26 protein-coding genes are annotated in these 25,846 nt (G+C 54.7%); 12 read left to right on the top strand and 14 right to left on the bottom strand.

Annotation, left to right across the window (positions count from 1 at the left end; genetic code table 11):
• Positions 1-22: 22 nt before the first annotated feature.
• Positions 23-460, bottom strand: coding sequence for a hypothetical protein (locus ACOSDM_RS06480; protein ID WP_420724114.1), 438 nt, complete (start codon positions 458-460; stop codon positions 23-25).
• On the opposite strand from ACOSDM_RS06480, the gene ACOSDM_RS06485 reads away from it, so the two are divergent.
• The 3 genes from ACOSDM_RS06485 to ACOSDM_RS06495 all read left to right on the top strand — a co-directional run bounded on the left by ACOSDM_RS06485 (position 354) and on the right by ACOSDM_RS06495 (position 4,472).
• Entirely contained in the window at positions 354-1,823 is a 1,470-nt protein-coding gene (locus ACOSDM_RS06485) for a biotin carboxylase (protein ID WP_420724105.1), read from the top strand. The two genes, ACOSDM_RS06480 and ACOSDM_RS06485, sit on opposite strands and share 107 nt — an antisense overlap.
• Positions 1,742-2,938 carry a C45 family autoproteolytic acyltransferase/hydolase gene (locus ACOSDM_RS06490; protein ID WP_420723688.1) on the top strand — a complete coding sequence of 399 codons (1,197 nt, stop codon included), beginning with the start codon at positions 1,742-1,744 and terminating at the stop codon, positions 2,936-2,938. Before ACOSDM_RS06485 ends, ACOSDM_RS06490 begins: the two co-directional genes overlap by 82 nt.
• A gap of 313 nt (positions 2,939-3,251) precedes the next feature.
• Entirely contained in the window at positions 3,252-4,472 is a 1,221-nt protein-coding gene (locus tag ACOSDM_RS06495) for a hypothetical protein (protein WP_420723689.1), read from the top strand.
• Here ACOSDM_RS06495 and ACOSDM_RS06500 read toward each other — a convergent pair.
• The 7 genes from ACOSDM_RS06500 to ACOSDM_RS06530 all read right to left on the bottom strand — a co-directional run bounded on the left by ACOSDM_RS06500 (position 4,469) and on the right by ACOSDM_RS06530 (position 10,678).
• Positions 4,469-6,103 (bottom strand): N-6 DNA methylase, encoded by a 1,635-nt coding sequence (locus ACOSDM_RS06500; protein ID WP_420723690.1) that lies wholly within the window; start codon positions 6,101-6,103, stop codon positions 4,469-4,471. The two genes, ACOSDM_RS06495 and ACOSDM_RS06500, sit on opposite strands and share 4 nt — an antisense overlap.
• Positions 6,100-6,279: a hypothetical protein gene (locus ACOSDM_RS06505; protein WP_420723691.1), complete on the bottom strand. Its 180-nt coding sequence runs from the start codon at positions 6,277-6,279 to the stop codon at positions 6,100-6,102. Before ACOSDM_RS06505 ends, ACOSDM_RS06500 begins: the two co-directional genes overlap by 4 nt.
• A gap of 445 nt (positions 6,280-6,724) precedes the next feature.
• Positions 6,725-7,426 (bottom strand): cytidylyltransferase domain-containing protein, encoded by a 702-nt coding sequence (locus ACOSDM_RS06510; RefSeq protein WP_420723692.1) that lies wholly within the window; start codon positions 7,424-7,426, stop codon positions 6,725-6,727.
• A 1-nt stretch (position 7,427) separates the two neighbouring features.
• On the bottom strand, positions 7,428-8,507 hold the full coding sequence (locus ACOSDM_RS06515; RefSeq protein ID WP_420723693.1) for an NAD-dependent epimerase/dehydratase family protein: 1,080 nt from the start codon (positions 8,505-8,507) through the stop codon (positions 7,428-7,430).
• Between the two features lie 73 nt (positions 8,508-8,580).
• Entirely contained in the window at positions 8,581-9,732 is a 1,152-nt protein-coding gene (locus tag ACOSDM_RS06520; RefSeq protein ID WP_420723694.1) for a DegT/DnrJ/EryC1/StrS family aminotransferase, read from the bottom strand.
• Positions 9,733-9,798: 66 nt separating this feature from the next.
• Positions 9,799-10,383, bottom strand: coding sequence for a PAS domain-containing protein (locus ACOSDM_RS06525; protein ID WP_420723695.1), 585 nt, complete (start codon positions 10,381-10,383; stop codon positions 9,799-9,801).
• Positions 10,384-10,507: 124 nt separating this feature from the next.
• The gene (locus tag ACOSDM_RS06530) at positions 10,508-10,678 is read right to left on the bottom strand and encodes a DUF1328 family protein (protein WP_420723696.1); all 171 of its coding nucleotides are present in this window, start codon (positions 10,676-10,678) and stop codon (positions 10,508-10,510) included.
• Between the two features lie 405 nt (positions 10,679-11,083).
• Between ACOSDM_RS06530 and ACOSDM_RS06535 the strand changes: the two genes are divergently transcribed.
• The 3 genes from ACOSDM_RS06535 (at position 11,084) to ACOSDM_RS06545 (ending at position 12,548) form a co-directional block, all read left to right on the top strand.
• A complete protein-coding gene (locus tag ACOSDM_RS06535) occupies positions 11,084-11,410 on the top strand; it encodes a hypothetical protein (protein ID WP_420723697.1) in 327 nt (108 codons plus the stop codon).
• 112 nt (positions 11,411-11,522) lie between these two features.
• Complete coding sequence (locus tag ACOSDM_RS06540; RefSeq protein ID WP_420723698.1) at positions 11,523-12,116, top strand: exopolysaccharide biosynthesis protein; 594 nt, start codon at positions 11,523-11,525, stop codon at positions 12,114-12,116.
• Between the two features lie 99 nt (positions 12,117-12,215).
• Positions 12,216-12,548 (top strand): hypothetical protein, encoded by a 333-nt coding sequence (locus ACOSDM_RS06545; protein ID WP_420723699.1) that lies wholly within the window; start codon positions 12,216-12,218, stop codon positions 12,546-12,548.
• A gap of 29 nt (positions 12,549-12,577) precedes the next feature.
• Here ACOSDM_RS06545 and ACOSDM_RS06550 read toward each other — a convergent pair whose 3' ends face one another.
• Positions 12,578-13,126 (bottom strand): hypothetical protein, encoded by a 549-nt coding sequence (locus ACOSDM_RS06550; protein ID WP_420723700.1) that lies wholly within the window; start codon positions 13,124-13,126, stop codon positions 12,578-12,580.
• 541 nt (positions 13,127-13,667) lie between these two features.
• Between ACOSDM_RS06550 and ACOSDM_RS06555 the strand changes: the two genes are divergently transcribed.
• The 6 genes from ACOSDM_RS06555 to ACOSDM_RS06580 all read left to right on the top strand — a co-directional run bounded on the left by ACOSDM_RS06555 (position 13,668) and on the right by ACOSDM_RS06580 (position 20,333).
• Positions 13,668-14,180 (top strand): sigma-70 family RNA polymerase sigma factor, encoded by a 513-nt coding sequence (locus ACOSDM_RS06555; protein WP_420723701.1) that lies wholly within the window; start codon positions 13,668-13,670, stop codon positions 14,178-14,180.
• A gap of 125 nt (positions 14,181-14,305) precedes the next feature.
• Positions 14,306-15,370, top strand: coding sequence for a FecR family protein (locus ACOSDM_RS06560; RefSeq protein ID WP_420723702.1), 1,065 nt, complete (start codon positions 14,306-14,308; stop codon positions 15,368-15,370).
• 152 nt (positions 15,371-15,522) lie between these two features.
• On the top strand, positions 15,523-17,973 hold the full coding sequence (locus ACOSDM_RS06565) for a TonB-dependent siderophore receptor (protein WP_420723703.1): 2,451 nt from the start codon (positions 15,523-15,525) through the stop codon (positions 17,971-17,973).
• An 85-nt stretch (positions 17,974-18,058) separates the two neighbouring features.
• On the top strand, positions 18,059-18,271 hold the full coding sequence (locus ACOSDM_RS06570) for a DUF3649 domain-containing protein (RefSeq protein ID WP_420723704.1): 213 nt from the start codon (positions 18,059-18,061) through the stop codon (positions 18,269-18,271).
• A 20-nt stretch (positions 18,272-18,291) separates the two neighbouring features.
• The gene (locus ACOSDM_RS06575; RefSeq protein WP_420723705.1) at positions 18,292-19,851 is read left to right on the top strand and encodes a PepSY-associated TM helix domain-containing protein; all 1,560 of its coding nucleotides are present in this window, start codon (positions 18,292-18,294) and stop codon (positions 19,849-19,851) included.
• Positions 19,848-20,333 carry a DUF3325 domain-containing protein gene (locus ACOSDM_RS06580; protein ID WP_420723706.1) on the top strand — a complete coding sequence of 162 codons (486 nt, stop codon included), beginning with the start codon at positions 19,848-19,850 and terminating at the stop codon, positions 20,331-20,333. The genes ACOSDM_RS06575 and ACOSDM_RS06580 overlap by 4 nt, the downstream gene beginning before the upstream one ends.
• A gap of 366 nt (positions 20,334-20,699) precedes the next feature.
• Here ACOSDM_RS06580 and ACOSDM_RS06585 read toward each other — a convergent pair whose 3' ends face one another.
• From ACOSDM_RS06585 to ACOSDM_RS06605, 5 genes are all read right to left on the bottom strand, one after another.
• On the bottom strand, positions 20,700-21,710 hold the full coding sequence (locus tag ACOSDM_RS06585; RefSeq protein ID WP_420723707.1) for a Gfo/Idh/MocA family protein: 1,011 nt from the start codon (positions 21,708-21,710) through the stop codon (positions 20,700-20,702).
• Between the two features lie 6 nt (positions 21,711-21,716).
• On the bottom strand, positions 21,717-23,747 hold the full coding sequence (locus ACOSDM_RS06590) for a FlgK family flagellar hook-associated protein (protein WP_420723708.1): 2,031 nt from the start codon (positions 23,745-23,747) through the stop codon (positions 21,717-21,719).
• 112 nt (positions 23,748-23,859) lie between these two features.
• Entirely contained in the window at positions 23,860-24,288 is a 429-nt protein-coding gene (gene flgN / locus ACOSDM_RS06595) for a flagellar export chaperone FlgN (RefSeq protein ID WP_420723709.1), read from the bottom strand.
• Positions 24,285-24,644, bottom strand: coding sequence for a rod-binding protein (locus ACOSDM_RS06600; RefSeq protein WP_420723710.1), 360 nt, complete (start codon positions 24,642-24,644; stop codon positions 24,285-24,287). Before ACOSDM_RS06600 ends, flgN begins: the two co-directional genes overlap by 4 nt.
• Complete coding sequence (locus ACOSDM_RS06605) at positions 24,644-25,825, bottom strand: flagellar basal body P-ring protein FlgI (RefSeq protein ID WP_420723711.1); 1,182 nt, start codon at positions 25,823-25,825, stop codon at positions 24,644-24,646. The genes ACOSDM_RS06600 and ACOSDM_RS06605 overlap by 1 nt, the downstream gene beginning before the upstream one ends.
• Positions 25,826-25,846: the final 21 nt, after the last annotated feature.

Below are 25,846 nucleotides of genomic sequence, written 5' to 3' on the forward strand. Positions count from 1 at the left end.
ACCGAACAGAGAAAATGGGGGACTAACCTATGGCTAAGAAGGCCACTGCAAAGAAGACATCAACAAAAGCCGCCGTCGCCGTCGATGGTGGGGCTCCAGAAGCCCTGACGACAAAACCTGTGTCGACCACTCCGACGCCAAAGGCCGTTGCCAAAAAAGCAGCGACGAAGAAAGCAGCCACAAAGAAGGCAACTGTGAAGAAGGCGGCATCGAAAAAAGCCGCTACTAAGAAGGCGGCTACTAAAAAAACACCAGCAAAGAAAACCGCACCAAAAGCGACAGTGAAAAAGGCATCAGCTAAGAAAGTCGCGGCGAAGGCTGCGGTCAAGCGGCCTGTCGCGAAAAAGGCGACGTTGAAACCGGGAACGAAAAAGCGCGTGCCGCGGGAAAAGAAAGTCCTGAAAGGCATGTCGGATATACGGCGGTATTTCCATCGCAATGAAACACCGATCGTGTTCATTAGTGCGACCAACTTTAACCTGTTGGGCATGGATGAATGGGTTAAGAACTTTAAATATATCAATTATATAGACTGTTATGACGGGCGTCACCCGAACGTCTTCGTTCCCAATGAAGCGCCCCATGCCGAATTCCAGTCGATTGAGGATATCAACAACTATCTGCTGCAGCATAAGGAAGTGCTGGATACCGTCAGCGCCATGGGGAGAAACCCTAAATCGGTTTTCCTGATGTTTGACGAGGAAACGGAAAAGCTGGCGAAAAAGGCCAAGATGGATGTCTGGTTCCCGAAAGCGAAGCTGCGCACCAGGGTTGATAACAAAATCATCACCGTGCGCATCGGTGACAAGGCGGGCGTACCATCGGTGCCTAACGTCCTGGCTAAGATTGAAAGCTATGAGCAGTTGCGCGAGGTATCAAAGGGGCTGGGTGAGCATCTGGTGCTGCAGTCTGCCTTTGGCGATTCCGGTCATACGACCTTCTTCATCTCCACTGAAAAGGATTTCAAGAAGCATCAGTCCGAAATCATCGGTCAGGGTGAAATCAAGGTTATGAAACGCATCAATTGCCGTGGGTCGGCGATTGAAGCCTGCACGACCAAGGCGGGCACCATTGTGGGGCCGCTGATGACCGAACTGGTCGGGTTCCCGGAACTGACCCCCTATAAAGGCGGTTGGTGCGGGAATGAGATTTTTGATGCCAGCTTCACACCGGAAATCCGCCAGCAGGCCCGCGAATACACCTATAAATTTGGGGAGCAGCTGCGCAAAGAAGGGTATCGCGGGTATTTCGAGCTGGATTTCCTGATCGATATGGACAGTGGCCTGATGTATCTGGGGGAATTGAACCCGCGCATTACCGGGGCGTCTTCCATGACCAATCATGCCGCCTTCGCCCATGCGGATGCGCCGCTATTCCTGTTCCATTTGCTGGAATTTTCGGGGATGCCGTTTGAACTGGATGTAGAGGCTCTGAATGACCGTTGGGCTGATCCGGACAATATCGACAGTTGGTCCCAATATGTAATGAAACATACACAGGATTCGGTGGACATCATCACCGAAGCCCCTGAAAGTGGCATCTATCGTATGAACCCTGATGGCAGTATCGATTTCAGTCGATTTGACTATCACCGCCGTGCGGTTGCCAGCGAGAATGAAGCCTTTTTCCTGAGAATTTCCGGGGTTGGAGATTATCGGTATGAAGGGGCTGACCTTGGCATTCTGGTGACCCGCGGCCGTCTTATGACCGATAACTTCAAGCTGAATAAGCGGGCCAAGAAATGGATCAATGGAATGCGCGGGAAGTTCAAGGGGCGGGGCTTACAACCGGCACCGACCGCTGGGGCATACAAGATTCTGTAATTGGCACAGAAAGTACAGCTTTCGGAACCCAGTTTCTGGGCGTGCCGGAACAGGAAGGACCGTATCGGTCCGGTCCCCTGACACAGGGGACGGACGGGGAAGACATGGACCTTTATTTCCAGTCGGTTTCTGAGAAGAAGCCCGGCGATAAGTGGCAGACCCTGTTTGAGAGATATTGGCCGGCCTATCGGGCCTGGTATCTCTCTGATGGGTTGGAGCAGCGCGCGACCTGGCTGACCTGTAAGGAGGCCTTGGAAGCCCATATGCCCCGTCTATTGCCGACCTATGACCGATTGTGTGATCTGGCCGGTGGGGGCGACTTGGCGGCGCGTTTCCTCAGCCTGTGGCGGCCGCCAGCCTATATCTCCGGCTGCAGTCAGATCGTCTGGTTGGGCGATGGTCCGAAACTGGTGCGCAATTATGACTACAGCCCGGCTTTGATCGATGGCGTTATCATGGAAAGCGCCTGGAATGGCACAAAGGTCATTGCGATGACCGATTGCCTGTGGGGCGTTCTGGATGGGGTGAACGAGAAGGGGCTGGCTGTCAGCCTGACGTTTGGGGGCCGCCGCGCCGTGGGGGAGGGATTTGGTATCCCCGTTATCCTGCGCAACATTCTGGAATTCTGTGCGACGGTGGAGGACGCTGCAAAAGTCTTGGCCGATGTGCCGACCCATATGGCCTATAATGTGACGGTGGTTGATAAAAAGGGACGCTTCACGACCGCCTATCTGGCGCCGGGCAGCCGTCCCGTGATCAAATCCGTTGCTTATGCCACCAATCATCAGGGACGCATAGAATGGCACGACCATGCACGCGCGACCGCCACGTTGGAGCGCGAGCAGTTCCTTAGGTTCCGTCTGGAAGATGATAAAGTCACATTCCCGAAACTGGTGGATGCTTTCCGAAAGCCGCCTTTATACACCAACGCCTATCATAATGGGTTCGGGACCATCTATACCGCGATCTATGACCCGATAGACGGCAGCGCGACCTATCTGTTTCCAGACGGCTCCAGCAAGCGCTTCAGCTTTGGCGATTTCAAGGAAGAAGCCTGGGCCATGCCCATCGACGGCAATGGCGCGCCTAAGACCCGGGGTATGGATCTGATATAGAAGATCCAGGGTAACAGCCGCTCAGGGTGTGTTCAGCCACGGCGTTGCATTTTCTGCGTTTAGTCTTTTAAGATCAATCGTAGAGGGCTTATCTGAAAAACTGACCGCCTAAAGAGCATAGTACTGCGCACTTTTTTCAGACAAGTCCACTTTTGTGCTATATGACGCGTAAGGGGTCGAAGTGCTATGTTCAAGATAGCCGTATGCAGGCTTGGTACATGATAGTTCGGTCCGAAGGGTGCGTCACCAAATATCATAAGAGGCTTGGAAAACGACTAAGCGTATAAGAAAGAAAACGAATTAGGGCTGGGGAATGACAAATAAATTTATACTTCAAGGCTTAACGGTCGATAACCACTTGGATGAGGTGCGAGATACCTTTCAACTAGCAAACATTGAGCGCGTCATTATCAGCGTTGCGTTCCTGAACGAGCGCGGCTTTGCACTGCTGGTCGATATTCTCAAGCCGGTTGCGGACAAGACCACGATATTCGCCGGAATTCGTAACGGCATTACCACCGGACAGGGTTTGCTTGCATGCATCGACTGCGGATGCACGACCTACGCTGTAGACACTGGCTCACGGGGTGTCGTCTTTCACCCGAAAATTTATTTGGCAAAAAGCGCGACGGAGGGGCGCATAGTTCTAGGTAGTGCTAATCTTACGATGGGCGGTCTGAACAGCAATATTGAAGCCGGATTGAAAATTGTCTGCGATATGGCCGATAAGAGCGATGCCGATCTTGTCGAGGATCTAGCCTCCAAAATCGATGCAATTGTAGATGAATTCCCCCAGCATGTATTACAGGTGAAAAACAAACAGGAAGTTCTGGAGCTTCTCAAGTCTGGTCGAGTTATCGATGAACGGCAAGTGCCGCCACCCAACCCAGGCGGGTCATCCGTCAATCGGGATCTTGATAAGATCCCAAAGATGGAGCTCAAAAAGAAGATGCTCACATATGCACCCGTGACGACGTTGGTTGATGAAAGGGAACCGGAGGGGACCGGCGCAGCGGCGGCGGGTGAAGTTGCAGCCGCAGAAGGTGCTAAAGAAGAGACACCCGACGCACCTCCCAGCAAGCCTGCCATTGATCAACTAGAACTGGTCTGGACCAGTAATCCACTTACCCGCAGGCCGCTAAATATTCCGACAGCTGAAAACACGAATCCGACAGGATCGATGTACTTCACAAAGGGGCAGACAGAAGGCATTGATCAAAGGCACTATTTCCGCGAAGAGGTCTTCGGCGATCTGGCCTGGGCTAATGATGCCGCAGACGAAAAAGTGCACTTGGAACGAGCGACAGGTAGCTTCCGAATCGTGATCAAGGATGTGAATTACGGCGTGTTCGATATGGGTCTAACGCACGACAGCAGGACCGATAGCGCCACCTACAAACAGAACAATAGCGTTACGCAGCTTCACTGGGGTGATGTGAAGCCAATGGTGGCCCGTGATGACCTGCTTGACCGCACGATGTATCTATATCGCGACAAGAGCAAGCCGGATCAGTTTGTTCTTGAAATCGACTAGGCGGCCTCGGTCGATACCCTGTGCCGCCTGTTCCGTAGACGGCTCCATCCTGAAAGAAGCTCTTCCTGCTTCCCTTTTGAAAGACCGATCTCCTCGAATATGCGCCCTGTTTGGAGGGTAAGGACGTCGTCCATGCTCATGTTGCGGACGGCCCTATCGAGCTCATCGACGCGGGGTGTGATCATTGAAGGCGGTGGCAATAGCAGCTTCTCAATTTCTGAAGGCACAAGTTCGAGCACGCCGCCTCCATAGTGCCTGCCTTCCAGCTCAGCGCTCAGCGCTGTCAGGCCGTTCAGGAAGCTATAAACGAGTTGTTCCGCCGATCCCTCTTTGGTGCGGATGCGGTAAGCGGTGTCTGTCGTGAAAGCACCGATCCTATTGAGTATCAGGCGCGGCGTGTCGTGACTCCTTTTCAGCATGCCGACTTCGGTGGCATAGACGGATGGCACCGCATACCAAAGCTTCCGAATTCGGCATTTGTAGCGGGTATGCAAATTCTCCTGCTCACCGCGTTTGATGTACTCGCGTCCCGTTTTTGTTTTCTCGACGGACTGATCCTGAAACCAAATAAAATTTGTTGGTTTACCCTCGGTGGCATTGGCGCGGTGCTGCACGTTGTCATACACGACGCCCGGACAATGCTCGCTGCGTCCGAACATCGGGTGCGCCCATTTTTTCAGGCCGAAGCGTTTTACAGTCTCATCGCCGACAAGAAAGAACTTGTTCGCACCGGTCACGATTCCAACGTCAACTTGGGCAACATCATCAAAGCGCCGCGCCATGTCGGCGTCGACCAATTCGTCAAGCAAATCTCTTGTTGACGGTGCAAGAAGGGCTCGGGTCCACTTGCCTTCGACGGTCTTACCGTTCATGGCTTGGGGCTCGTTGAAAATCTCCTCAGGATCGAGAGACAAGAAGGAGCGGCCCCTTACCGGATAGATGCCTAGACCCTCGGCATGATCAGTGTCAGCGGATTTTTTTTCCGCCAGAAGAAGGACAGCTCCCTGCAATGTTCCTTCGAACCACAGCTCTTCTGGATCAATCACCACAAGCCGCTTAGCGTTTTCGCCAAGGTGAGCCCGCAGTGATTGCGCATGCATTACATGAATGATCTCGGCAGGAACGACCATGGCCAGACGACCGCCCGGCCTGAGCAACTCGAAACACGCCAGTACAAACGACACCCATGCATTGGTATGCTTGGTGAACTTGCAGTCGAGGCGTTCGAATATTGCTTCTGCGCGCACTTGAAACAAAGGTGGTAAATACTGATAACGAATGAATGGAGGATTGCCGACGACAGCATCAAAGCATTCGCGATCGTTTGCGAGTGTGTCGAGCGCCCAGCCTAGAAAGTCGCTTGAGCGTATATCGGTTTTGCCAAGCTGCAAAGTACGGGCACGCTCCCGCGCTTTACGCGCTTCGCATTCGTCAAGCTCGAATCCTACAATGTCGGCTTTGGAGCCGGTCGAAGCCAGCGCGCCGAAAAAAACACCATCGCCGCAACTCGGCTCGAGGATGCGCGACGGTGAAATGTGGTCGACCCACCGCGCCAAGAAGGCGGCAAGATCGTCTGGCGTGTAGTATCCGCCGCGCAATTTCTCAGGCGTTTGAAATTCCTTAAAATTCATTTCCGCACCTTGACCTTTTCTGTCGCCTTTTGTGACTGTGCGGACAAGTAGGCTTCGACTTGCTTTATCATCCAGTCCTTTAGAGTCTGGTTATCCATGGCAAGAGCGCTGTAGAGTCTGCGCTTTAGCGAAGGCTCCAATTCGACGACGATCCGTCCAGATTCACTTCTTGCCATTTTTAACCCCAGCATGTGTTCTATGTAACATAATGAACATAGCGCTGATTCGTGTCAATAAGACAATTGCCCCGTCGGTCGTGCAGGGTACGGTGGAGGTGGAGAGGCATGTCTCCGGGTCCCGCGAGAGTGTATCAGGTCGCGACACCTGATCGACGTCCAAACCGCGCAGGGTTGGTCTCCATGAGGGGGTCATAGGGGTGTCGGGGTGGAGCAGGAACGCTCTCCTGACTTGCGGGTGTCGGGGACTATTACCCTGACGAGGGGATTTCACAAGGGGCTCGACGCACTATCTTGAAGGAGAAGTTGCAAGTTTCGTGCTTGTCTTCGAGACGCTGCGCTCCGTATTGTGAGAGTGCCATTTGCCGGACCGTCGTCTCGAACTCTATTGGGGCGGTATACCCAGGATACCCGCCTGCACAGGGTGTATCTGTACTCTATATCGTCAAAGGGTCTGGGGTTGCAGTCTTAGAATATCTGCCAGGGTTGCCGTTGTCGGGTCTGGCAGCAAGGCAATCAGGCGGCGGGCGCGGGCCAGATCCTCCGGCGTATCCACAGCAATGGACATCGCCTCGTAATCCGAATCTTCTGGCTGTACGCTGACTATGGAAAAGTCGGTGGGATGTTCGTACGCGTACAGTGTCACATGTTCCCGATACGCAAGATCGGGGGTTGCGCTTAAAATGCGCTGCATCGCCGCCTTTGATACAGCCTCGGCGCTGGCCCCAATGGGGAAGGATCGGGGGTAAACATTCGTGGCAAGGTCTGCACCGCTGTCCAGGAACTTTTGGGAAACTTGGTCCACGACGGCAGGATCGGCAAAGGGACTGTCACCACAGATCCTGACGAACCAGTCCAAATTAAATTCGGTGCAGGCATCCGTGCAGCGTTTTGCGACATCCATCGCATCGCCCCGGAAACAGCCGATGCCTTCAGCCTCAGCAAAGGCCTGCAAGGGATCATCCAGGGCGCGATCGCTGGTGGCCAGGATCATGTCCGATACTTGATGACAGCGGCGCAGGCGATCAATGGCCCGGCCCAGCACTGTGCGCCCACCCAGATCCATCAGACCCTTTCCCGGCAGGCGCCTTGAATCGAGCCTGGCCAGCAGCATCAGGGCTGCTGGACCCCGCTTTGTATCGCTCATCTTAATTGGCTTCCACTTGCATTTGCGCGCGTTGCCATTGATCAGCATACCATTCGCAATAGCGTTTGAACCCTTGTTCCAGGGTCCATTCCGGTTCAAATCCCAGTTTCTCCTGAGCCCGGGTGATAGACAGGGTGCCACGGATTGGCTTGTCCACGGCCCGTGGGCGTTCTTCCAGGATGGCATTGGGAACAACGGATTTCACCACGGCGGCCAGATCCGCAATCGTGCGGGCGTTGCCGAAGGTGATGTTGAAGGTTGAACTGTCGTCATGCCCTTTATGCAGGGCCAATGCGCGCACCATGCCCTGTACCAGATCGTTGATATAGGTGAAGTCCAACCGCCCATCGCCACCGCCTTCCAGCAGCAACGGCTTGCCGGTCAGGGCGTTCTCAATGAAAACCTGGCTGACTCGCCTGGAAATACAGCGTTCCCCATACAAGGCAGATGGTCGAATAACCGTCGTGCCCAGGCCGTATTGTGTTCGATAGGTTCGGACCAGCCGTTCCCCCATAAATTTGGCATTGGCATAAATGCCTTCCGGGCGCGGGAAGGTTGTTTCGTCCACGCTTGCGCCTTCAAAATCGCCGTAAACGGTCGAAGACGACATGAACATGACCTGATTGATATCTTTTACTTTCGGGCGCACCAGTTCCAGGACATTGCGCAGTGTGATCAGTTGAAGATCAAACGCCAGACCTGGCTCTGCCTTTGCATCCACGGCGCTGGCGATGGCGGCCATATGGACGACTTTGGTGGGCTGGAAGGCTTCAAACACGCGGCCCAGATCGGCCAGCAGGCGCGCATCGCTGTTCATCAGCACCACACCGTTTTCCCGCAATAGCAGAAATCGGTCCAACAGAAAATTCTGATAGGCGGTGCGCTGAACAACATTGCGGCCAGGTTCGTAGCAATTTTCGATCAGGCTGTTGACCATCAGATTGTCGCAAATGCCAACCGTGGCCCCCATGCGGGATAGTTCCAGCGCAAGATTGTGGCCAATAAAGCCAGCGCCACCGACCAGCAAGATCCGCTGGTCTTCCAGATTGGGTCTTAGTGTCTCAAAGGGTATCGAACTCATTGCGGTGTCTCCTTCTGGTTTACCCGCGTGATTAAAATTTGAAGCGATGGCGCCAATGCTTTCTGCGTTGGAGTCATCGCGATGCCTCACTATACGCTTCCTGAAAGGCGTTGCCTACTCTCTCTGCATCACCCCTGGTCAGATGCGGCCCGACGGGCAGGGAGATGGTTTGATCCGCCAGCCATTCTGCGACAGGAAACTGACCAGCCTTATACCCGTATTTTTGTGAATAATAGGTAAACAGGGGGACTGGGCCTGGATAATGAACCGAAGACCCGATTTTTCGCGCGTTCAATCCATCGACCACGCGATCCCTTGAAACGGAGCCATCCCGGGGCAGTACCGCATTGATACAATAATGCGATGATGTGGCCTTGCCGTGCCGATCTGGGAACAGCGTCAGGCCATCAATGCGGGATAAAATCGCCCGCAATGCCGCATCATTTCGGGACCGATCCGCCATAAAGTCATCCAGATGAGTAAGTTGCGCCAATCCTACCGCGGCCTCAACTTCGCTCATGCGATAATTCATGCCCAGGATATCAACATCATACAGGCCAGGTCGGGTGCGTTCACCCAGGGCGCGGTTATAGCCAAAGGCGCGGCGCCGTCGAAGCTCATGGGCCAGCGCCGGATCATTGGTTGTCACCATGCCGCCTTCGATGGACGTCATGTGCTTGACTGGATAGAAAGAAAAGCTGCCCGCCAGGCCCAGCGTCCCCGCCTTCTGGTCACCCCAGGTCGCATCCACGGCCAGGGCACAGTCTTCCAGTACAAATGCACCTTTCTTCTGTGCCACAGCAAGAATGCGGTCCATATCACAGGGAAGGCCCAGATAATGCACGGGCATGATCACCGTCAGGGGCCCCTCTACGGCTTCCAGCGCGGCCGGGTCCATATTGCCTGTTGCAGGATCGACATCGATAAACACCGGCTCCGCCCCGACAAGCTCTACACTGTGGGCGGTTGCCACATGGGTCATGGCGGGCACGGCGACACGATCCCCCGGGCCGATGTTGCGGGTGAACAGCGTCAGGTGCAGACCCGCCGTACAGGATGATACTGCCACCGCTTCGGCGGCCCCGATCCGCTGTGCAAAGGCCTGTTCGAAAGCGGGCGTGACCGTGCCATGTACCAGCATCCCGCTTTCAAGGACGGTGCGGACCGCGTCGAATACGTCTGTATCCAGTTGCGGTTTGCCAAATGGGATGGGGGTATCGGGCATGCCTGTTGCTCTCCGGGCCGTGATTGCTTCCAAGTTTGGAAGCAATTTTCACGCCAGATCAAGTCGCTATCGTATTTGGGGAGACTTGATGGGGGTCACTTCGTGAAAAAATTCTCCGATCGTGCCTGTCGCTAGGTTCTGGCAGTGAAAGGTATACCCCCCCTTTGGACGGGGTGGGGGGGCATCATCGCGCATTTTCGCCGTGTCTGTCAGCGACAGCATTCCCAATAATCGGGTTTCACCCTTGCGGCGAACCGGCAACAACACCCGTTCAAATTCCAGATATTCCTTGTTGGAAACGACGACCATTCCCCCGAAAACTACCAAGTTACCGCTGAAAATGGAGTAAAAATAGGGGTGCACAAATTCGTATAAATGAGGTGGCACCACCTCGTCGAGATATCGGCCCGTATTCTGACGTCCGAATAGAGAATTCACATTCTCCCCAGAAACCCGATATTTCAGTCGACCGTCAATTTTTTCCAGCAGGTAGATATTCGGCAACAGACCGGGGACGTCAATTGGGTCAAATTCAGGGATTTCCAGACTGTCTTGCTGTGGCTGTTTTGATAACCAATGTTCAATCAGGTCAAGGCTGGTTCTGAACCGGCAAATTTGTTTCGCAAGGGTCAGGGTCGGGGACTCAGGCATACATTACATACTCCAACAAAGGTAATCTCGCTCAGGATGCCCCGAATCCTGAGCGAGAGAAACTAAGAATGTTGCACCGCAGTTCAACCACTGCGGTCATGTTGACCTTTAAAACCTTGGGTCCTTACAGCCTGCGGCCACGCACGATGTGCATGATCAGGGCTGCGAAAAACAGAACCACAAAGACAAAGAACAGAATTTTGGCGGCGCCTGCCGCAACGGCTGCAATCCCCCCAAAGCCAAAGGCTGCGGCGATCAGTGCGATGATGAAAAACACGGCTGCCCAATATAGCATAAACAGTCTCCTTAAGTCGTGGTGCTAAGACCGGTTGTTCAGATCTCCCGAAGGCCTTGGCACACGGTTGGAACCGTCCTGAACGAATGCAGTGACGGAAATTATTTCTCTACATGGATACGGGATTGATTTTTGCAATAAAAAAATACATCTGAATGACAAACTTTATTTAAAATTTTATAAATATATTATCATACAAGATAAAGTTAATTAAAAGTGACTTAGTGAATGTGGCAAAATTTTGATTTATTACCTTTTAGAAAATTTTATGTTGAAGAGAAAATATCTATTACTAAATGTTTTGAGAGCAAGGAATGGCGTCCGCCGTTTATACTAACTGAAACAAGAATAACAGTGCAGAGGGGTCGTGGACGCACCATCTGCCATCAAAGAAGGAGATTATTCATGAATACCATCGTAAAAGCTGCCACTATCGCACTGGCTCTGGGCCTTGTTGCACCGCAGGCTATGGCCGCAAGTGACACCGCGAACAATTCTCCGCGCGATGTTTACGAGCAGAAAATGAACACTGAAATGCAAAATCAGGAAGCGATATTTTCTGATAAAGAATTGAGCGAAGAGGCCAGCGCAGCCTGGCAGAAAGTGGAAGAAAACTGGAAAGCCTTGAGCGAATCCGCAGATGAAAACTGGGAAGACGCCAAGGAAACGTTCCAGCAGAGCTGGGATGACTTCCAGGCTAAGTGGAAAGAAATGACTTCTGATCAGTCCTAATACGGGATTGTCTAAAGTCCTCACATAGTGATCATACAGATGCGCCCCGTCGAAAGGCGGGGCGTATTTTGTATGACGATTTGGATAGACTGTCGAAGAGTCAATGGGACGGATGACACAGCAACCACATTCCTTGACGGATTTGCTGGATGGCATAACCGGGAACGCACCTAAAGACCAGGAATCCTTTGATCTCGGAGATGTTCTGACAAGCTTTGGCGCGCGTAGTCACGGGCCCTTGCTGTTTTTTCCTGCATTTCTGGCAGCCGCCCCCACTGGCGCTATCCCAGGAATGGCGATTGGAATGGCGATCCTGCTAATAATACTGTCGGTGCAAATGATTGTGTCACCATCGGCATTATGGATGCCTAAACGTATCACCCAAATATCCATTCCGCGTGCAAAACTGAACAAGGCATTGGACATTTCTAGGCCCGCAGCCAGGATAATTGATCGCTTCCTGTCGCCGCGGCTGACCTGGTTGTTGAAGTCGCCATTCAATTACTTCGTTGCCGTCCTGTGCTGTGGACTGGCGGTGCTTATGATACCGCTTGCATTTGTTCCTTTTGCCGCCAGCTTGCCCGGTCTGGCAATCGCATTGTTTGGTATCTCCTTAGTCAGCGAGGATGGCCTTGCCGCCCTTGTCGCGGGGGTCTTAACACTGGTTGCCGCCGCGGTTGGATATGACATGCTGGTCGGGTTCTAGCGCGTTTCAATTTAGCTGTGTGGCCTTGATATTTAACCGCCGCCTATCATGTTCACAGATGCGGCGTGTCACCTCATATCTTTTAAGGGAGTTATTAGCATGAAAGCCTTTTTCAGCATTTTGGCTGTTTCTTTATTCTTATGCGGCGGTGCAATTCAGGCGGTGGCTGACGAAACGACAAGTCAGACAGAAACTCCAACAGGCGCGCGCCAGGATTACGAAGCACAGATGAAGCAAGAGATTGAAGAGCAAGAAGCCAGAAATTCAAACAGGCCGTTAACAGAAGATGCAAAAGCTGCCTGGCAGGGCGTGAAGGACGGCTGGAACGATGTAAAAACAACGACCGATGAAGGCTGGACCGATGCCAAGTCCAAGCTGGATGACAGTTGGGGTGCCTTTAAATCTAAATGGAAAGAGGTTACGTCAGAGTAACTTTCCTTTTTCGGGCAATATTCTGATTTTTACGACTCTGTGTGGGTATCGCAATAGGTCAGAAATGCGTCTGTCATGTCCTCGAAGACTTCTTGGTCATTCTCCAATTTATTGGGCCGCTGCCAGACGGAAACAATTAAATCATTGGATGACACTGCCTGCGCGTTAAGGCCAAGGGGCAGGATCAGTGTAAAGACAGACCTTCTGTGGCCTTCATAGGATTTGAAATTTGCCAGATGGGCGCTTGGACTTTGTTTCAGGGCTGCGCCCATCAATAGGTCCAGCACGCCACGATCATCCGGGTTCAATTGCAAGGGATCACTGCCCAGACTGCCCGGAATTAATCGGGGGGCGATCATCTTCATCTCCTGACAGATCAGATCATATCGCAAGTCTTCAGCCTGTCCCAAAACCCGCAGCAAGCTGACATGCGGCAATAAGAGGGGTCCCAGTTGCTCGGCACGCAAGGCCCGTCTGGGCTTATCGTCGGGCAACATTTTCCAGTATTCATACAAGGGTGCTGCGGAAGCAAAGAATGTGCCCGGTCGTCCCAATTGCGATGTTTTCGAATTCGTCAAAGTTGTTGCCTTGTAAGAAAGTCATCTTTGGGTTAACCAGAAAGTTGTATTATATTTATTGTAATAAATTTATACAGCTTTTTGTTGTTTCGTCTCTTGCTTTAGATCAAATTTTAAAATGAATTTAGTTATCTTAATTCTTAGTTGTTTTATTGCTGATGGTTTCAATTTTGACATGACGGGCGGTATATTTGTCGGATTTCATTAATTTTTACGCGGAATCTCATTAAAGTATATGTTTTCAAACAAAACATAAACATTATTTAAAAAGAGCGAATGGTCACGTCGCAGCCGATTAACTAGGGTCTGAACCCAATTCTTCCGTCTATAAGCACAACTGATTCAAGGTATCACAATTCCAGAATTTCAAGCATTGGTAACGCGCCGTACTGGACTGATTTGAAGAATTCTTGCGAGGGACAAGCACCCCCTCTATGGTGTTCAGAATGATTCTTAACACTATCGTAGTCAGCGTCATGAAACGATGGCCGACAATGTTGGGGTTGCGCCTGCGTGAGATGAAAGGGACTGGAAGGCGTTGGTGACCAATAATTCGAATGCACTTGCCCTATTTGCGACGCACCAACGTGCCTTGGTCGACTATGCCAGCAGCATTACCGGCAACCGAGCGCAGTCGGAGGATATTGTCCAGGAAGCGTGGCTGCGGTTCGACGAAGCACATAAAGGGCGCTTTCTCGAAGACCCGAAAGGCTATCTATATCGCATCGTCCGGAACCTTGCCATCGACGGACACCGGTGCCTTACGCGTGAGCGTCGGCTGATTGCTGAAGATGGATTTGAACAGGCGGCTGAAACATCTCCTGACGGAATGCCCACGCCAGAGATCATCGCGCTCTATCGCGACGAGATTCGTTGCGTTATGGTGGCAATGGTGGAACTCCCGGAGCGCACCCGTATCGCCTTCGAGATGCACCGCTTCGGTGGCGCGACTCTCAAGGAAATCGCAACCTATCTGAATATTTCAGTGTCGCTTGCGCAGACCCTCGTTGTCGATGGTGCGGAGCATTGCAAACAGCGTCTCGCCAGATCATGACGGCGGGATACGATTATTTTTGGAAGCATGCCCTACGTCATGCGTTTTGTGTACAGGACACCGTTCGATACAAGTCCCAAGACAGGAACCGTCAAGCCCAGATATTACAGGGCTGAAAGAAGGGTATGCCTCGACATAATCATTCGATAGAACAGGAAGCATCGAGAGCAGCCAGTCTCTGGATGATTCGCCTTCAGGAGCAGCCGCACTCCCCCGACCTCCAACAGGAACTCGATGACTGGCTGGCGGATCCCGCCAATGCGGCCGCATGGGCGGAGACGCAACGCATGACAAGCGCCGTGGCCGGCGCGACGCCGACGCACGCAGAAAGCTGGGGACCATTTCTCCAACAGGCTCGTGCGACTTCGGACCGGGTGCAGAGAGGTACCGACCAACCAAGGCGCGCGGTGATCGGCGACCGCAGCGGAGCTGCGTGGCAGTCGGCCCCGGGCCGCCGCGTTAACCGTCGGCGGGCTTTGGCGATCGTGGGGATGGCCGCCGCCGCTTCGGTCGTCGCCGTGGTCACGGGGCCCGAGATCGTCCGCAATCTGCAGGCTGACTACACAACCGGCGTTGCCGAATCACGCACGATCCGCCTGCCCGACGACAGCACGCTCAATGTCGCACCCGGCAGCGCCTTCGCCGTCAACTACACGGCCACGGAACGCGGCATTCGGTTGCTCAACGGAGAGATTTTTCTCGACGTTCAGCCCAATGCCAACTTGCCCTTCCGGGTTTCAGCGGGCGACCTACATGTGACCGTTCTGGGCACGGCCTTCAATGTCGCCCGCAGCGGCCGGGGGGTCGAAGTGGGGGTTGCGCACGGCGTCGTCAGGGTCGACCGGGGAGACGACATGTCACCCGTGGTGGAGGCGCTACAGGCGGGTGAGTTTCTGCGCGTAGAGCCATCGGGACACACGCGACATGGCCGACAACCCGTATCGGAGTTTGGCGCCTGGCGCCAATACCAACTCATCGCGCAGGATCAGGCGTTTGACGACGTCGTTGATCGACTGCGTCGTTACCATTCCGGGGTGATCGTTGTCGCTGACGGATCGCTCGGCGATGAGCCGGTGACCGGCGTTTATAATCTCACCGATCCTGAGGCCGCGCTCCGTGCCATCGCCCGCTCCCAGAACGCCGTGGTCCGCGCTGTCACGCCCTGGCTGCTTGTAGTGTCACGTTTTTAAGACATAAATGATTCCAGTATGTTGCAGAGTTTACGGAACTTTTTCTGGAATTGAAATCTCCCACAGCGTTTCGTGATTAGATGCGCGAATGCCTCTCATTCTCATTTATGAGCATCCGCGCTTGAACATGAAACACCGGTTGGAGATGTTAGATGAGTCACGGGACTGAACAGCAAATAGAGGGAATCGGCCGTCGCGCGAATTTATGCGCCTCCTTGGCGATAGCGGCTGCACTTTCCATTACAGCCACCGTATCGACGGTGCAGGCTCAAGGCGTCGAAGATCAAGCTCGGATTGCGCAACTGTCCGCCGAACAAACGTTCGACATTCCCTCCCAGTCCTTGACCACGGCACTCACCCAGTTTGGTCAGCAGTCGGGAATGCAGATCACGGTCCACGGCACGCTCCCCCGTGACCTGACCGCCCCCGCCGTGCAGGGCACGATGACCAGTGAGCAAGCCCTCCGCCAACTCCTCACCGGCAGCGGCCTCATCTACACCCTGTCCGGATCGACGGTCGCCATTGAGCGGCCCGGCCAAAGCGCCGATAGCGCCATCGTCCTCGACCCTGTCACGGTCGAGGGGCAGAGACTCTTCGATCCAGGTCGGACGGAAGGGACCGGGTCTTATGCAGGTTCTCAAGTTACTGTTGGCTCGAAAATCCCCACCAGCATCCGAGAGATACCGCAGTCTGTAAGTGTTATCACTCGAGACCGGATCGAGGACGAAAACTTCACGACATTGCAGGAGGCCATAGAGCGAACCACGGGCATGCGCGTCCGAAATTTCGATGGCGTGCGTGCTTCGTTTACTTCGCGAGGATATGACGCAACCGTTACGCACGATGGACTTCGGGTCGACGATACGACGACATTCAGCGCGGCTCCAGACATGGCGATCTACGATCGGGTCGAGGTCCTTCGCGGTCCGGCTGGCTTGTTCCAGGGTACCGGCGAGCCCGGCGGATCGATTAACCTTGTACGGAAGCGACCGCTCGACGAGTTCCAATTGAGTGGCGCTGCTCGTGTAGGTTCATGGAATTACTACCGCACAGATGCGGATGTGACCGGTCCTTTAGTCGAGTCGGGTCGAGTTCGCGGACGCTTGGTCGCCGCATATGAGGATCGAGAGAGCTTCATCGATCTATATGAATCCAAGAAGCCTCTCATATACGGAACCTTGGATGCTGATGTCACAGAGGACACGGTCCTTTCTGTCGGCGGCATGTATCAGGAACACGACCACAGCGTATTCGCGGGCAACCCGATTGTCTTCTCCGACGGGACGCGCGTAGACCTGCCGCGAGAGCACAATATCGGTGTGCCCTGGAGCTACGCCGAGGAATACACCGCAGAGGCGTTCGCGGAACTCGAGCATAAGTTCGACAGCGGCGTAACGGCGAAATTGAGCGGGCGCTTCGTCGAGCGCTGGCTCGATCGAATTCACGTTCAGGCGCGTACGCCGATCACAGTAGGAACCAACGACGTCACCATCCGGGCAGGACGGGATGAGGATCTGCGTAACGACTACATCGTCGATGGCCACGTTTCCGCGCCTGTTCGATTGATCGGTGACGCTGAAAGTACGTTCCTGCTTGGGGCGGATTACAATTTCAGCACACGAGATCGTAACCGCGGCGACACTGCCACCTACGTCGTCGACGCGTTTGAGCCGGATCACAACATTCCGAAGCCTAACCTAACCTTCAACAGCTTCCGATTGGATCAAACCGAGGAATACGGGGCATACGGTCAAACTCGCCTCAAGCCCGGCATAGATTGGCTCACCGTCATACTTGGGGGGCGCCTGAGTTCTTGGACAGCAACGATGGAAGATAGGTCCACGGGACAGATTACATCCGACGTCAGCGTCGATGCGCAATTCACCCCTTATGCCGGCCTCGTCGTGGATATGACCGACGAACTGTCCGTGTACGGTTCCTACGCTAGCATCTTTGAACCGCAGACTAGCATGACGCCGTCGAGGGAATTTGTTTCCCCGCGCGAAGGTAACCAATACGAAGTGGGCGTAAAAGGCGAGTTCTTCGCCGGCAGATTGCTTGGGCACCTGGCCGGATTTTGGATCGAAGACATTAATCGTGCGGTCGGTATTGAAGGGTGTATCGGAGATTACTGTTCCGAAGCGGCGGGACTAGTCCGGAGCCAAGGCATAGAAGCCGAAATTAGTGGCGAACTGCTCCCAGGTTGGCAGGTTCTCGCTGGATATGCCTACGTGAATACTAAGTATGTCGACGACCCGAACAACCAAGGAGAAGTGTTCGCAACTTGGATGCCCAAGCACTCGGTCAATCTTACAACGCAATATGATGTCCAGGGCGGCCAATTTAGGGGCGTAAATTTCGGCGCTGGAATGCGAGCGGTTAGTTCGTACTTCACCGACTTTTCTGGGATGCGGGCCACACAAGATGCCTATGCCGTGTTTGACCTGGGTGCCGGGTATAAAATCTCCGATTCTCTGTCCACACGTCTGTCCATAAATAATGTATTCGACGAGGAATACTACGAAAGGCTTGGGGGAGCTGCGAGAAACAACCGCTGGGGCGAGCCCCGCAACTTCATGCTCACCGTCCGCGCTGAATGGTGAGAAGAACATGGCGCAGGGAAGGTCTGCGAAGCAGGGGCTCTTGGTGCGCATCGTGGCTGCGGCGGTCGGTGGATACGTAGTCGCCATGGCGACCGCCATCTGCCTTTCCTACGGTCTGCCTATGCGGCGTGCCGACGCCGTCCTGACGGGTGTCCTGGCGAGCTTCGTTGTCTATATTGCAGCCGTTCTCTGGGCCTTCGCCGCACGGAATACTGCGCATGCGTGGCTTGGGATCGCCGTTCCAGCCGTCGTCGCCGGCGGCATGGCCTGGGCCATCGGATGGTTCGGCGCACTATGAAAGGAGCCTTTCGCCAGTCGATGAGCTGGCTTCACACGTGGGTCGGGCTACTGACCGGCTGGCTTCTGTTCTTCATCTTCCTGACGGGCACGGCTGGCTATTTCGACACCGAGATCGACCGCTGGATGCAACCGGAGCGGCCGCTACATACCGCCGAACTGCCGGTCGCCGAGATGTTCGCCATCGCGCGGAAGCGCCTCCAGGACGTCGCTCCGCACGCTGAATACTGGTTCGTTTTGACATCAAACCGTCGGAATGTGCTCGACATGCGCATTATATGGACGGACTCGACGAGGACGGACGGAAAACAGAACGGGCGAGAATATCTGGAGATTTCGAGCGGCCGCCCCGCGGAGTATCGACAAACTGGGGGCGGCCAGCTTCTCTACAAGCTGCACTATCAGCTTCACTACCTGCCGGACGCGGCTTCGTACTGGATCGTGTTTCTTTGCACTATGTTCATGGCGGTGGCGATCGTCACCGGGGTAATCGTCCACAAGAGAATCTTCCGGGATTTTTTCGTTTTTCGACCGCGGAAAGGCCAGCGGTCTTGGCTCGACGCGCACAATCTGTTGAGCGTCCTCGCGCTGCCGTTTCACGTGATGATTACCTATTCGGGACTCGTCTTCTTCGCGTACGCCTACATGATGCCCGTTGTCATCGCAAACTACGGGTTTGGCCCTGGAAACCACGACCGATACACAAACGAGCTCCATCTACGCGCCGAACAGCCCGGGCCGGCTGGCTTCGCTGCCACAGCGGCCCCGCTCCGTCCGATGCTTGACGAGGCCGAACGGCGGTGGGGAAAGGGCACGATCGGGCAGATCCGCCTTTACAACCGGGGCGATGCCAATGCACGGGTCCTGTTGAAGTCGGGACAGCAGACGCCCGCCCGTGACCACGGCGCACTGCTCTTCGACGGGGTCACCGGCGCACTGCTCAAGGCCGACGTGGCGCGTACAGCCCCGAGGCTGATCGGCGACGTTCTTCTCGGCCTGCACGAAGGCCTGTTCGCCGGGCCGGCGCTTCGTTGGATCTACTTCGTGTCCGGTCTCTTAGGCACCGCAATGATCGGCGCCGGGCTGGTGCTGTGGACGACGAAGCGCCGGGCGAAGAGCGGCGATACGTTCGGTTTCCGGCTGGTCGAAGGGCTGAACATCGGCACCATCGTCGGCCAGCCCGTCGCCATTGCCGCGTATTTCTGGGCTAACCGGCTGATCCCCGTCGGCATCGAGGGCCGCGCGGCCTGGGAAGCCCACGCGATGTTCATCGTCTGGGCCGTCATGCTGCTGCACGCATTCATACGCCCCGCCTCACGTGGCTGGACGGAACAGCTCTGGGTCGCCGCCGGCGCCTTCGGCCTGCTGCCGCTCCTGAACGCACTGACCACCGACAAGCATCTCGGCGTCACCTTGCCCGCAGGCGCATGGGAACTCGCCGGCTTCGACCTTACGGTCCTGGCCTTCGGCATCGCCTTCGCCGTCGTTGCCTGGCGGCTTGGTCGTCGTCACCGGTCCGATCGCGAGCATGACCAAAGGTTTTGGACGCCCGCTTACCAGGAAACGGAGGCGGCCGAATGATCGACCTCGCGGCCCTGATCCTTGCCACCGCTGGCTTCGCTGCCATCGCGCTCTCCATGCACAGGCACCATCGCGACCTGTTCGGCAGACCGCCGTCGCGCCCGCGCGCATTGGCCTTCGCCGGTACGGGCTGGACGCTGCTCGCGCTTTCATTCAGCGCCTGCATCGTCGCATCTGGATGGGCTATCGGCCCTGTCTTGTGGATCGGCCTCCTCACGGTCGCGGGCCTCGTTATCGTCCTGGCCCTCACCTACGGCGCCGGGATCGTATCGGGCGGCGAGCGTCCCGCTCCGCGCAAGGCCACGCGTGCCGCCAGGGGAAAGGACAAAACGCCAATAACTCATCGCAATCCCGATCCATGGCTTGTGACGCGGCCTGCCGCTCGACCGCATAGGCGTCACGCAGCGGGCAAGGCCACCCAACTTGTCAGTCAGCCCGCCCGTAACTCCCTTCCCATTGTCCAAAAATGGTTGGTCTGCTGATGTACTTTCTTGTTCCTTATTGTATCCCCCAATAAAGATAGTGAAGAACAGTTTTCGGTATATGCGATGGAATTTGTGCTGGTGAAAATACATGCGGGTGGGGGAGTGCCTGGAAAAACAAAGGTGCACTTTTCCAGAAAAGACCCGGTTGAAAACATAATCGTTAACGAGATTCAAAATGGAAAACGTAAGCGGTAGTGAGACAAAAAGTAATTTATGGTGACATTCATCGATCACGAAACCCAGAAATGCGTTGCTGCCAACGTAAACGCTAATGAAATCCGTCAATATTTATCAATCTTATTGGCAATGCGTGCGGACGCCTTGCTACTGCTGCAAGACGATAGATGTGATCGAAAATAGGGTTCAGACGACAGCAACAACCGGCATGGTGTGTCCGGTTTCCGCCGCTTCCCAGGCGCAGAGGCAGATGTTCATGACCTGGAAGACATCCTTGGCATCGACAATCGACGGTCGATCTTCCCGAATGGCGGCGATAAAATCGGGCAACAGGTCGCCTTTTTCAATACCCGGATAGGGAACATCAAAGGGTTCTTCGTCTTCCGGCTGGTCGCCATGATAAAGGCGCGCGGGCCCATTTGCATTCTCGAAGCTCAACTTGGTTCCATAAACATTCAAAGAATGAAACTTTCGACGCTGTGGCCCGAATGTGGTTGTGGACTTGGCCATCAGGTCGCTGCTGAAACGCATCAGCGTTGTCATGGTATCGGGATAGGCAAAGCCGGTTCCTTTTGTCAGTTTCTTCGCGGCCATCGCTGTGACTTCCGTCACTTCCTCGCCGGCGATCCAGCGCATCAGGTCTATCAGATGAATACCCCCGCCATAGGTGACGCAATAGAAAGGCATTTTTCCACGCCACCCTTCTGTGATTTTCCACAGAATCTGGTGCAGATAGTCCCCTTCCATATAATGCAGGTCCCCAAAGGCACCCTTCCGGACCATGTCCCGCACCGCCTTGAAACGCGGGCTTTGTCGCAGAATCAGATTCGAGGACAGATGTTTGCCGCTGTCAGACCAGGCGCGAATGACCTGGTCCAATCCAGCGCGGTCCAGCGCAATTGGCTTTTCGCAGAAGACATGTTTTCCTGCGCGAAAGGCGGCGACGGCCTGTTCAACATGCGCATCATCGTAAGAGCATAACGAAACCGCATCGATCGTCGGATCCGCCAGTAATGTGCTGTAGTCTTTGTGCAGATGGGGCACATTCCGACGGGCTGCGACGGCGGCCATTTTTACCGGGTCGATATCGCAACAGGCGACGACTTCTACGTCGGGGATCTCCTGATAGCCAACAATATGGCGTTCCCCCACGCCGAGTCCGATTACGCCAATGCGAAGGGGAGGTGCTGTTGTCATGAATTCCTATCGTCCCGCCAATTCCAGGGCCTGGAACATCTGGTTGATCGTATCAATGACGCGCGCGCTCGCGGCATACGCATTTTGCAACACGGTCAGGCGCGCCATTTCCTCATCGATATTCACGCCAACCTCGTCGCGCAGGGCCTGGTTCAAGCCCGCACGAAGGCCTTCACTTTCTTGTGCGTCCAGGGTTGCCCGTTCGGCGCGTTGGGACAGGCCCGTCAGAATTCCATTGGTAAGACCAGTATAATCCGTATTGGCGATTGTGCTGCCAGACCCGCTGATCGACCGATTGCTGCTGTTCAGAGCGGCCAGAATTTCTGTCCGGTTGCCGGTCCGCAACGATAGGCTGTTATTGGCAAGTCCGGTTGTGATTGCCAGATTGGTGCGGTCCACATCCATCGGGCTGTTGCCCGATTCTGCGACAAACAGGGTAGCGCTTTGTCCCGTGGCAGTTGTGCCGCTGATACTGGCGGAGGTCCCGTTCACGGTAAAGCCCAGCGCGGTCAGGGGGGTGTTATTCGTATTGGTCAGGGCCAGGCCACCGGCTTTGCTGGTGATTTCCAGGACATTTCCGTCCCCGATGCGGGCATACATGCCGTCTTGGGCATTTATCGTATCCAGCATGGTCTGGACCGTATCACCGGCGCCGACAGTATAGGTCACCGCCCCACCCAGGGACGTGTTGTTGAAGCTGAAGGAATCCCCGACGGCGATGCCGTTAATGCTGCTCATCACCGTTGCGGTGGTCAGTGGAACCGTCCCCTGACTGCGTTCCGCTTCATAGGCATAGGCCAGGGTATCATCTGAATCTGCAGCAATCTGGGTTGTTGAAAGGCCAAATTCTGCTGCAGCGGTCCCTCCAATCGTAAACTGACCGCCATCGCTTAAAATCTGCAAATGACCATGGCCATCGACCCGGGCACGCACCTGATTGATCGCATTGATATTTGCGACCACCGTGTCGATGCTGTCGCCCGCATTGATGGTCACTGTACCCTGTAGCGCCCCGCCAACCGTGAAGGTTAAGGTATTGCCAGCGGTAATGGTGCCGCTGCCGGTCAGGTCGGCATTGGCGTCAACAAAGGTCGTGCCGGAGGTTCGGGCGGTTGAGTTGTCTGCCAGCGAAAAGGCCAGCTCATCCAACTGATTGCGCAGTTTCTGAATGGTGCCGGTCCCGGAATCCGAACTGGATTGCGCCGTGGCATCGGTTCTGATGAAGTTTGCCAATGCACCAAGCTCACCATCGGGCAACTTGTCGCTGGTCAACAGGTTCGTGCTATTTGACCCAGAAATTGTCAGGGATCGCGTTGCTTCATCCCAGGTGAAGGTCTCTGGACTTGCATCAACCAGGATAAGTCCAGATGTCGTGTAAACCGCCATGGATCCATCGTCGCGCTCAAAGGTTCGCAACTGTGAAATGCTGGCGAGTTTGGTGATCTCGGCATCGCGCTGGTTTTCAAGCGCCGTTGTCGACCGACCGGCAGATTTCTCAACAACGATTTTATTGTTCAACGTGTCGATTTCCGTGATGGCGCTGTTAGCGTCAGTCACCACCAGGCTGATGTCTCGAAGCACCTGGTTTTCAATCAGATCCAGGCCATCGGAAAGGCGGGTGATTTCTGATGTAAGATTGTTGGCGGCGATTATAACATCGTTCTCAGCCGCATCGCTTTCCGGCGTGGCTTCCAATGCCTTAAATGCGGTGCGAAGGCGCTCGATACTGTCGACCAACGGGGTCTGGCCGTTGATGGTTCCGGTCAATTGCTCCAGCTGCTGAAACAGCTTGTCGCGCATTTCGTCAGCCGACGCGACCGTGGTTTGCTGAAACAAATCCCGCAGCAGGCCTGTATTCGCAGCGCGTGTAATATCGCTGACCAGAACGCCACCATATTGCAGGTTCTCAAATTTGGTTTCGCGGCGGTTATAGTTTTCGTTATTCGCGTTTGCGACGTTGTCAGACACAACGCGCGTCGCGGAGTTCAAGGCATTCACCGAAGTGATTGCGACGTTAAGGGCGCCAAACAGAGACATTTTCTTTGCCTTTCCTGTGCACTAAGTCCGTGGGGTTGAAGAGGATCGTTTCTACGTCCTGGGTTTTCGTGTCACGGGGTGTTGTGCATCGTTGCGTGTAAAAACCTTGCAGTTAGATTTCTCGGTTCATGGCGATCGGGGCGGCTGCGCGTCCATTGGATATCGCGCCCTGGCGACCATAACCGGGTATATCGCCCGCAGCCTGCTTTGCCGCCTCAATGATCCGGTTGACGACGTGTTGGCTGGACTTTGTCAAGATTTCCAGCTTTCGCCGGTTGATGGTCATCAGGGCTTCGAAGGTTTCAGCCAGCGTCTGCAACTGCGTGCGCAAGTCATCGCTTAAGGCCACAGCAAATCCTGGATCTTGTGAGATGGCTTCGACATGGTCGTTGTAATGTTTGAATAAAGCCTGCTTTTCTTCGACAACCGGGCTGAGTTCTGCGGCCTGAGGTGTCTCTAAAAGCGCGTTTTCTTTTTCCAGAACAACAACCAGATCTTCCATCAGTTCGATCAGATTATGGGCGCGGATAGTGGCGTTCATCGGGATATCTCCCCTGTGGTGTTGGCGGCTGATTTGGATTGGGCCTCCTGGATTTTCAGCATTTCTTTCGCGACCGTATCGGCGATCCCCAGTGACCCTTGTTGCGCAATGATTTTGCCGAATTCCTGGACCATCATGGATTGGTAGATCCCTTCGGCGTGACCGCCACCGAACATGCTGTCATTCGATATTTCAGCGAACATTGGCTCCAGCATTTGCTGGGCGAAGACGGCTTCAAATTCGATGGCTGACTTCTTTATCGCGTCTGGTGTGCCGTCCATTGGCATTTTAGGCTTGGCCGCAAACGCTTGATTGCGCGCACTGTCCAGAAGCATTTGGCTGCTTGTATCGATCATTACATCACCTCGATTTCTGCTTGCAGGGCACCAGATGCCTTGATCGCCTGCAGGATCGTAATCATGTCGCGTGGGCCAACCCCCAGGGAGTTCAGGCCGTTCACAAGCTCTTGTAATTCGACGGTGCCAGGCACAAGGCCCAGGCGACGGTCTTCCTGCTCATCCACGGTGACTTCTGTGCGGGGAACAACTTCCGTCGTACCCGTGTTAGAAAATGGTGTGGGTTGCGAGACCTGCGGGGTTTCGGTGATGCGTACGGTCAGATTGCCCTGAGCCACAGCGACGGTGCTAATCCCGACATTTTCACCCATTACGATGACGCCTGACTGTTCGTCGATGACCACGCGGGCGATCTGATCCGGCTCAACGCGCAATTGTTCGATATCGGTCAGCAATTCAACCAGTTCACCATTATAGCTGGGCGGAATGTTCAATTGAACCGTGCTCAAATCTGTTGCCTTCGCCGTGGGTTCCCCGACAAAGGCATCAATCGCGCGGGCAATGCGGCGTGCCGTGGTGAAATCAGGATTGCGCAGGTTCAATTTAACCTGGTTCAACTGGGCCAACTCAAACGGGATTTCGCGTTCAATAATGGCCCCATTGGAAATCCGTCCAGAGGTTGGAACGCCTTTCACGACCGTTTCAGCAGCGCCTTGCGCGGAAAAGCCGCCGACGGCGACCGTTCCCTGGGATACGGCATAAATTTCGCCATCCGCACCCAGCATCGGGGTGACAAGTAATGTGCCGCCCAACAGGCTGTCTGCGTCCCCCATAGAGGATACTGTCACATCCACGCGGGACCCCTGACGGGAAAATGGCGGCAATGTAGCCGTCACCATGACAGCGGCAATGTTATCGGTATCAAGATCGGAGTCACTGGCATTGACGCCCATGCGCTGCAACATCCCGACCAGGCTTTCCCGGGTAAAAACGGCGCTGTCCAGACTGTCTCCCGTCCCGTTCAGGCCAACGACAAGACCATAGCCCACCAGCATGTTGTCGCGAACGCCTTCAATGTCGACGATGTCCTTGATCCGTGATTGCGCGGCGGCTTCCGCCGGCACCAGGGCCCATCCCAGAATGAGGGCCAGTATCGCCAGGAAAAAGCGTGCAACTCGGGCCATCGGGCGCGTTCTGAGATCGCCATAGCCTGCAGATCGTTTTGTGAAATCTCTGGTCATGTTTCTCATCTCTCATTTCGG

The sequence above is a fragment of the Hwanghaeella sp. LZ110 genome (genome assembly GCF_048892525.1).
Classification (GTDB): domain Bacteria; phylum Pseudomonadota; class Alphaproteobacteria; order UBA8366; family Aestuariispiraceae; genus Pacificispira.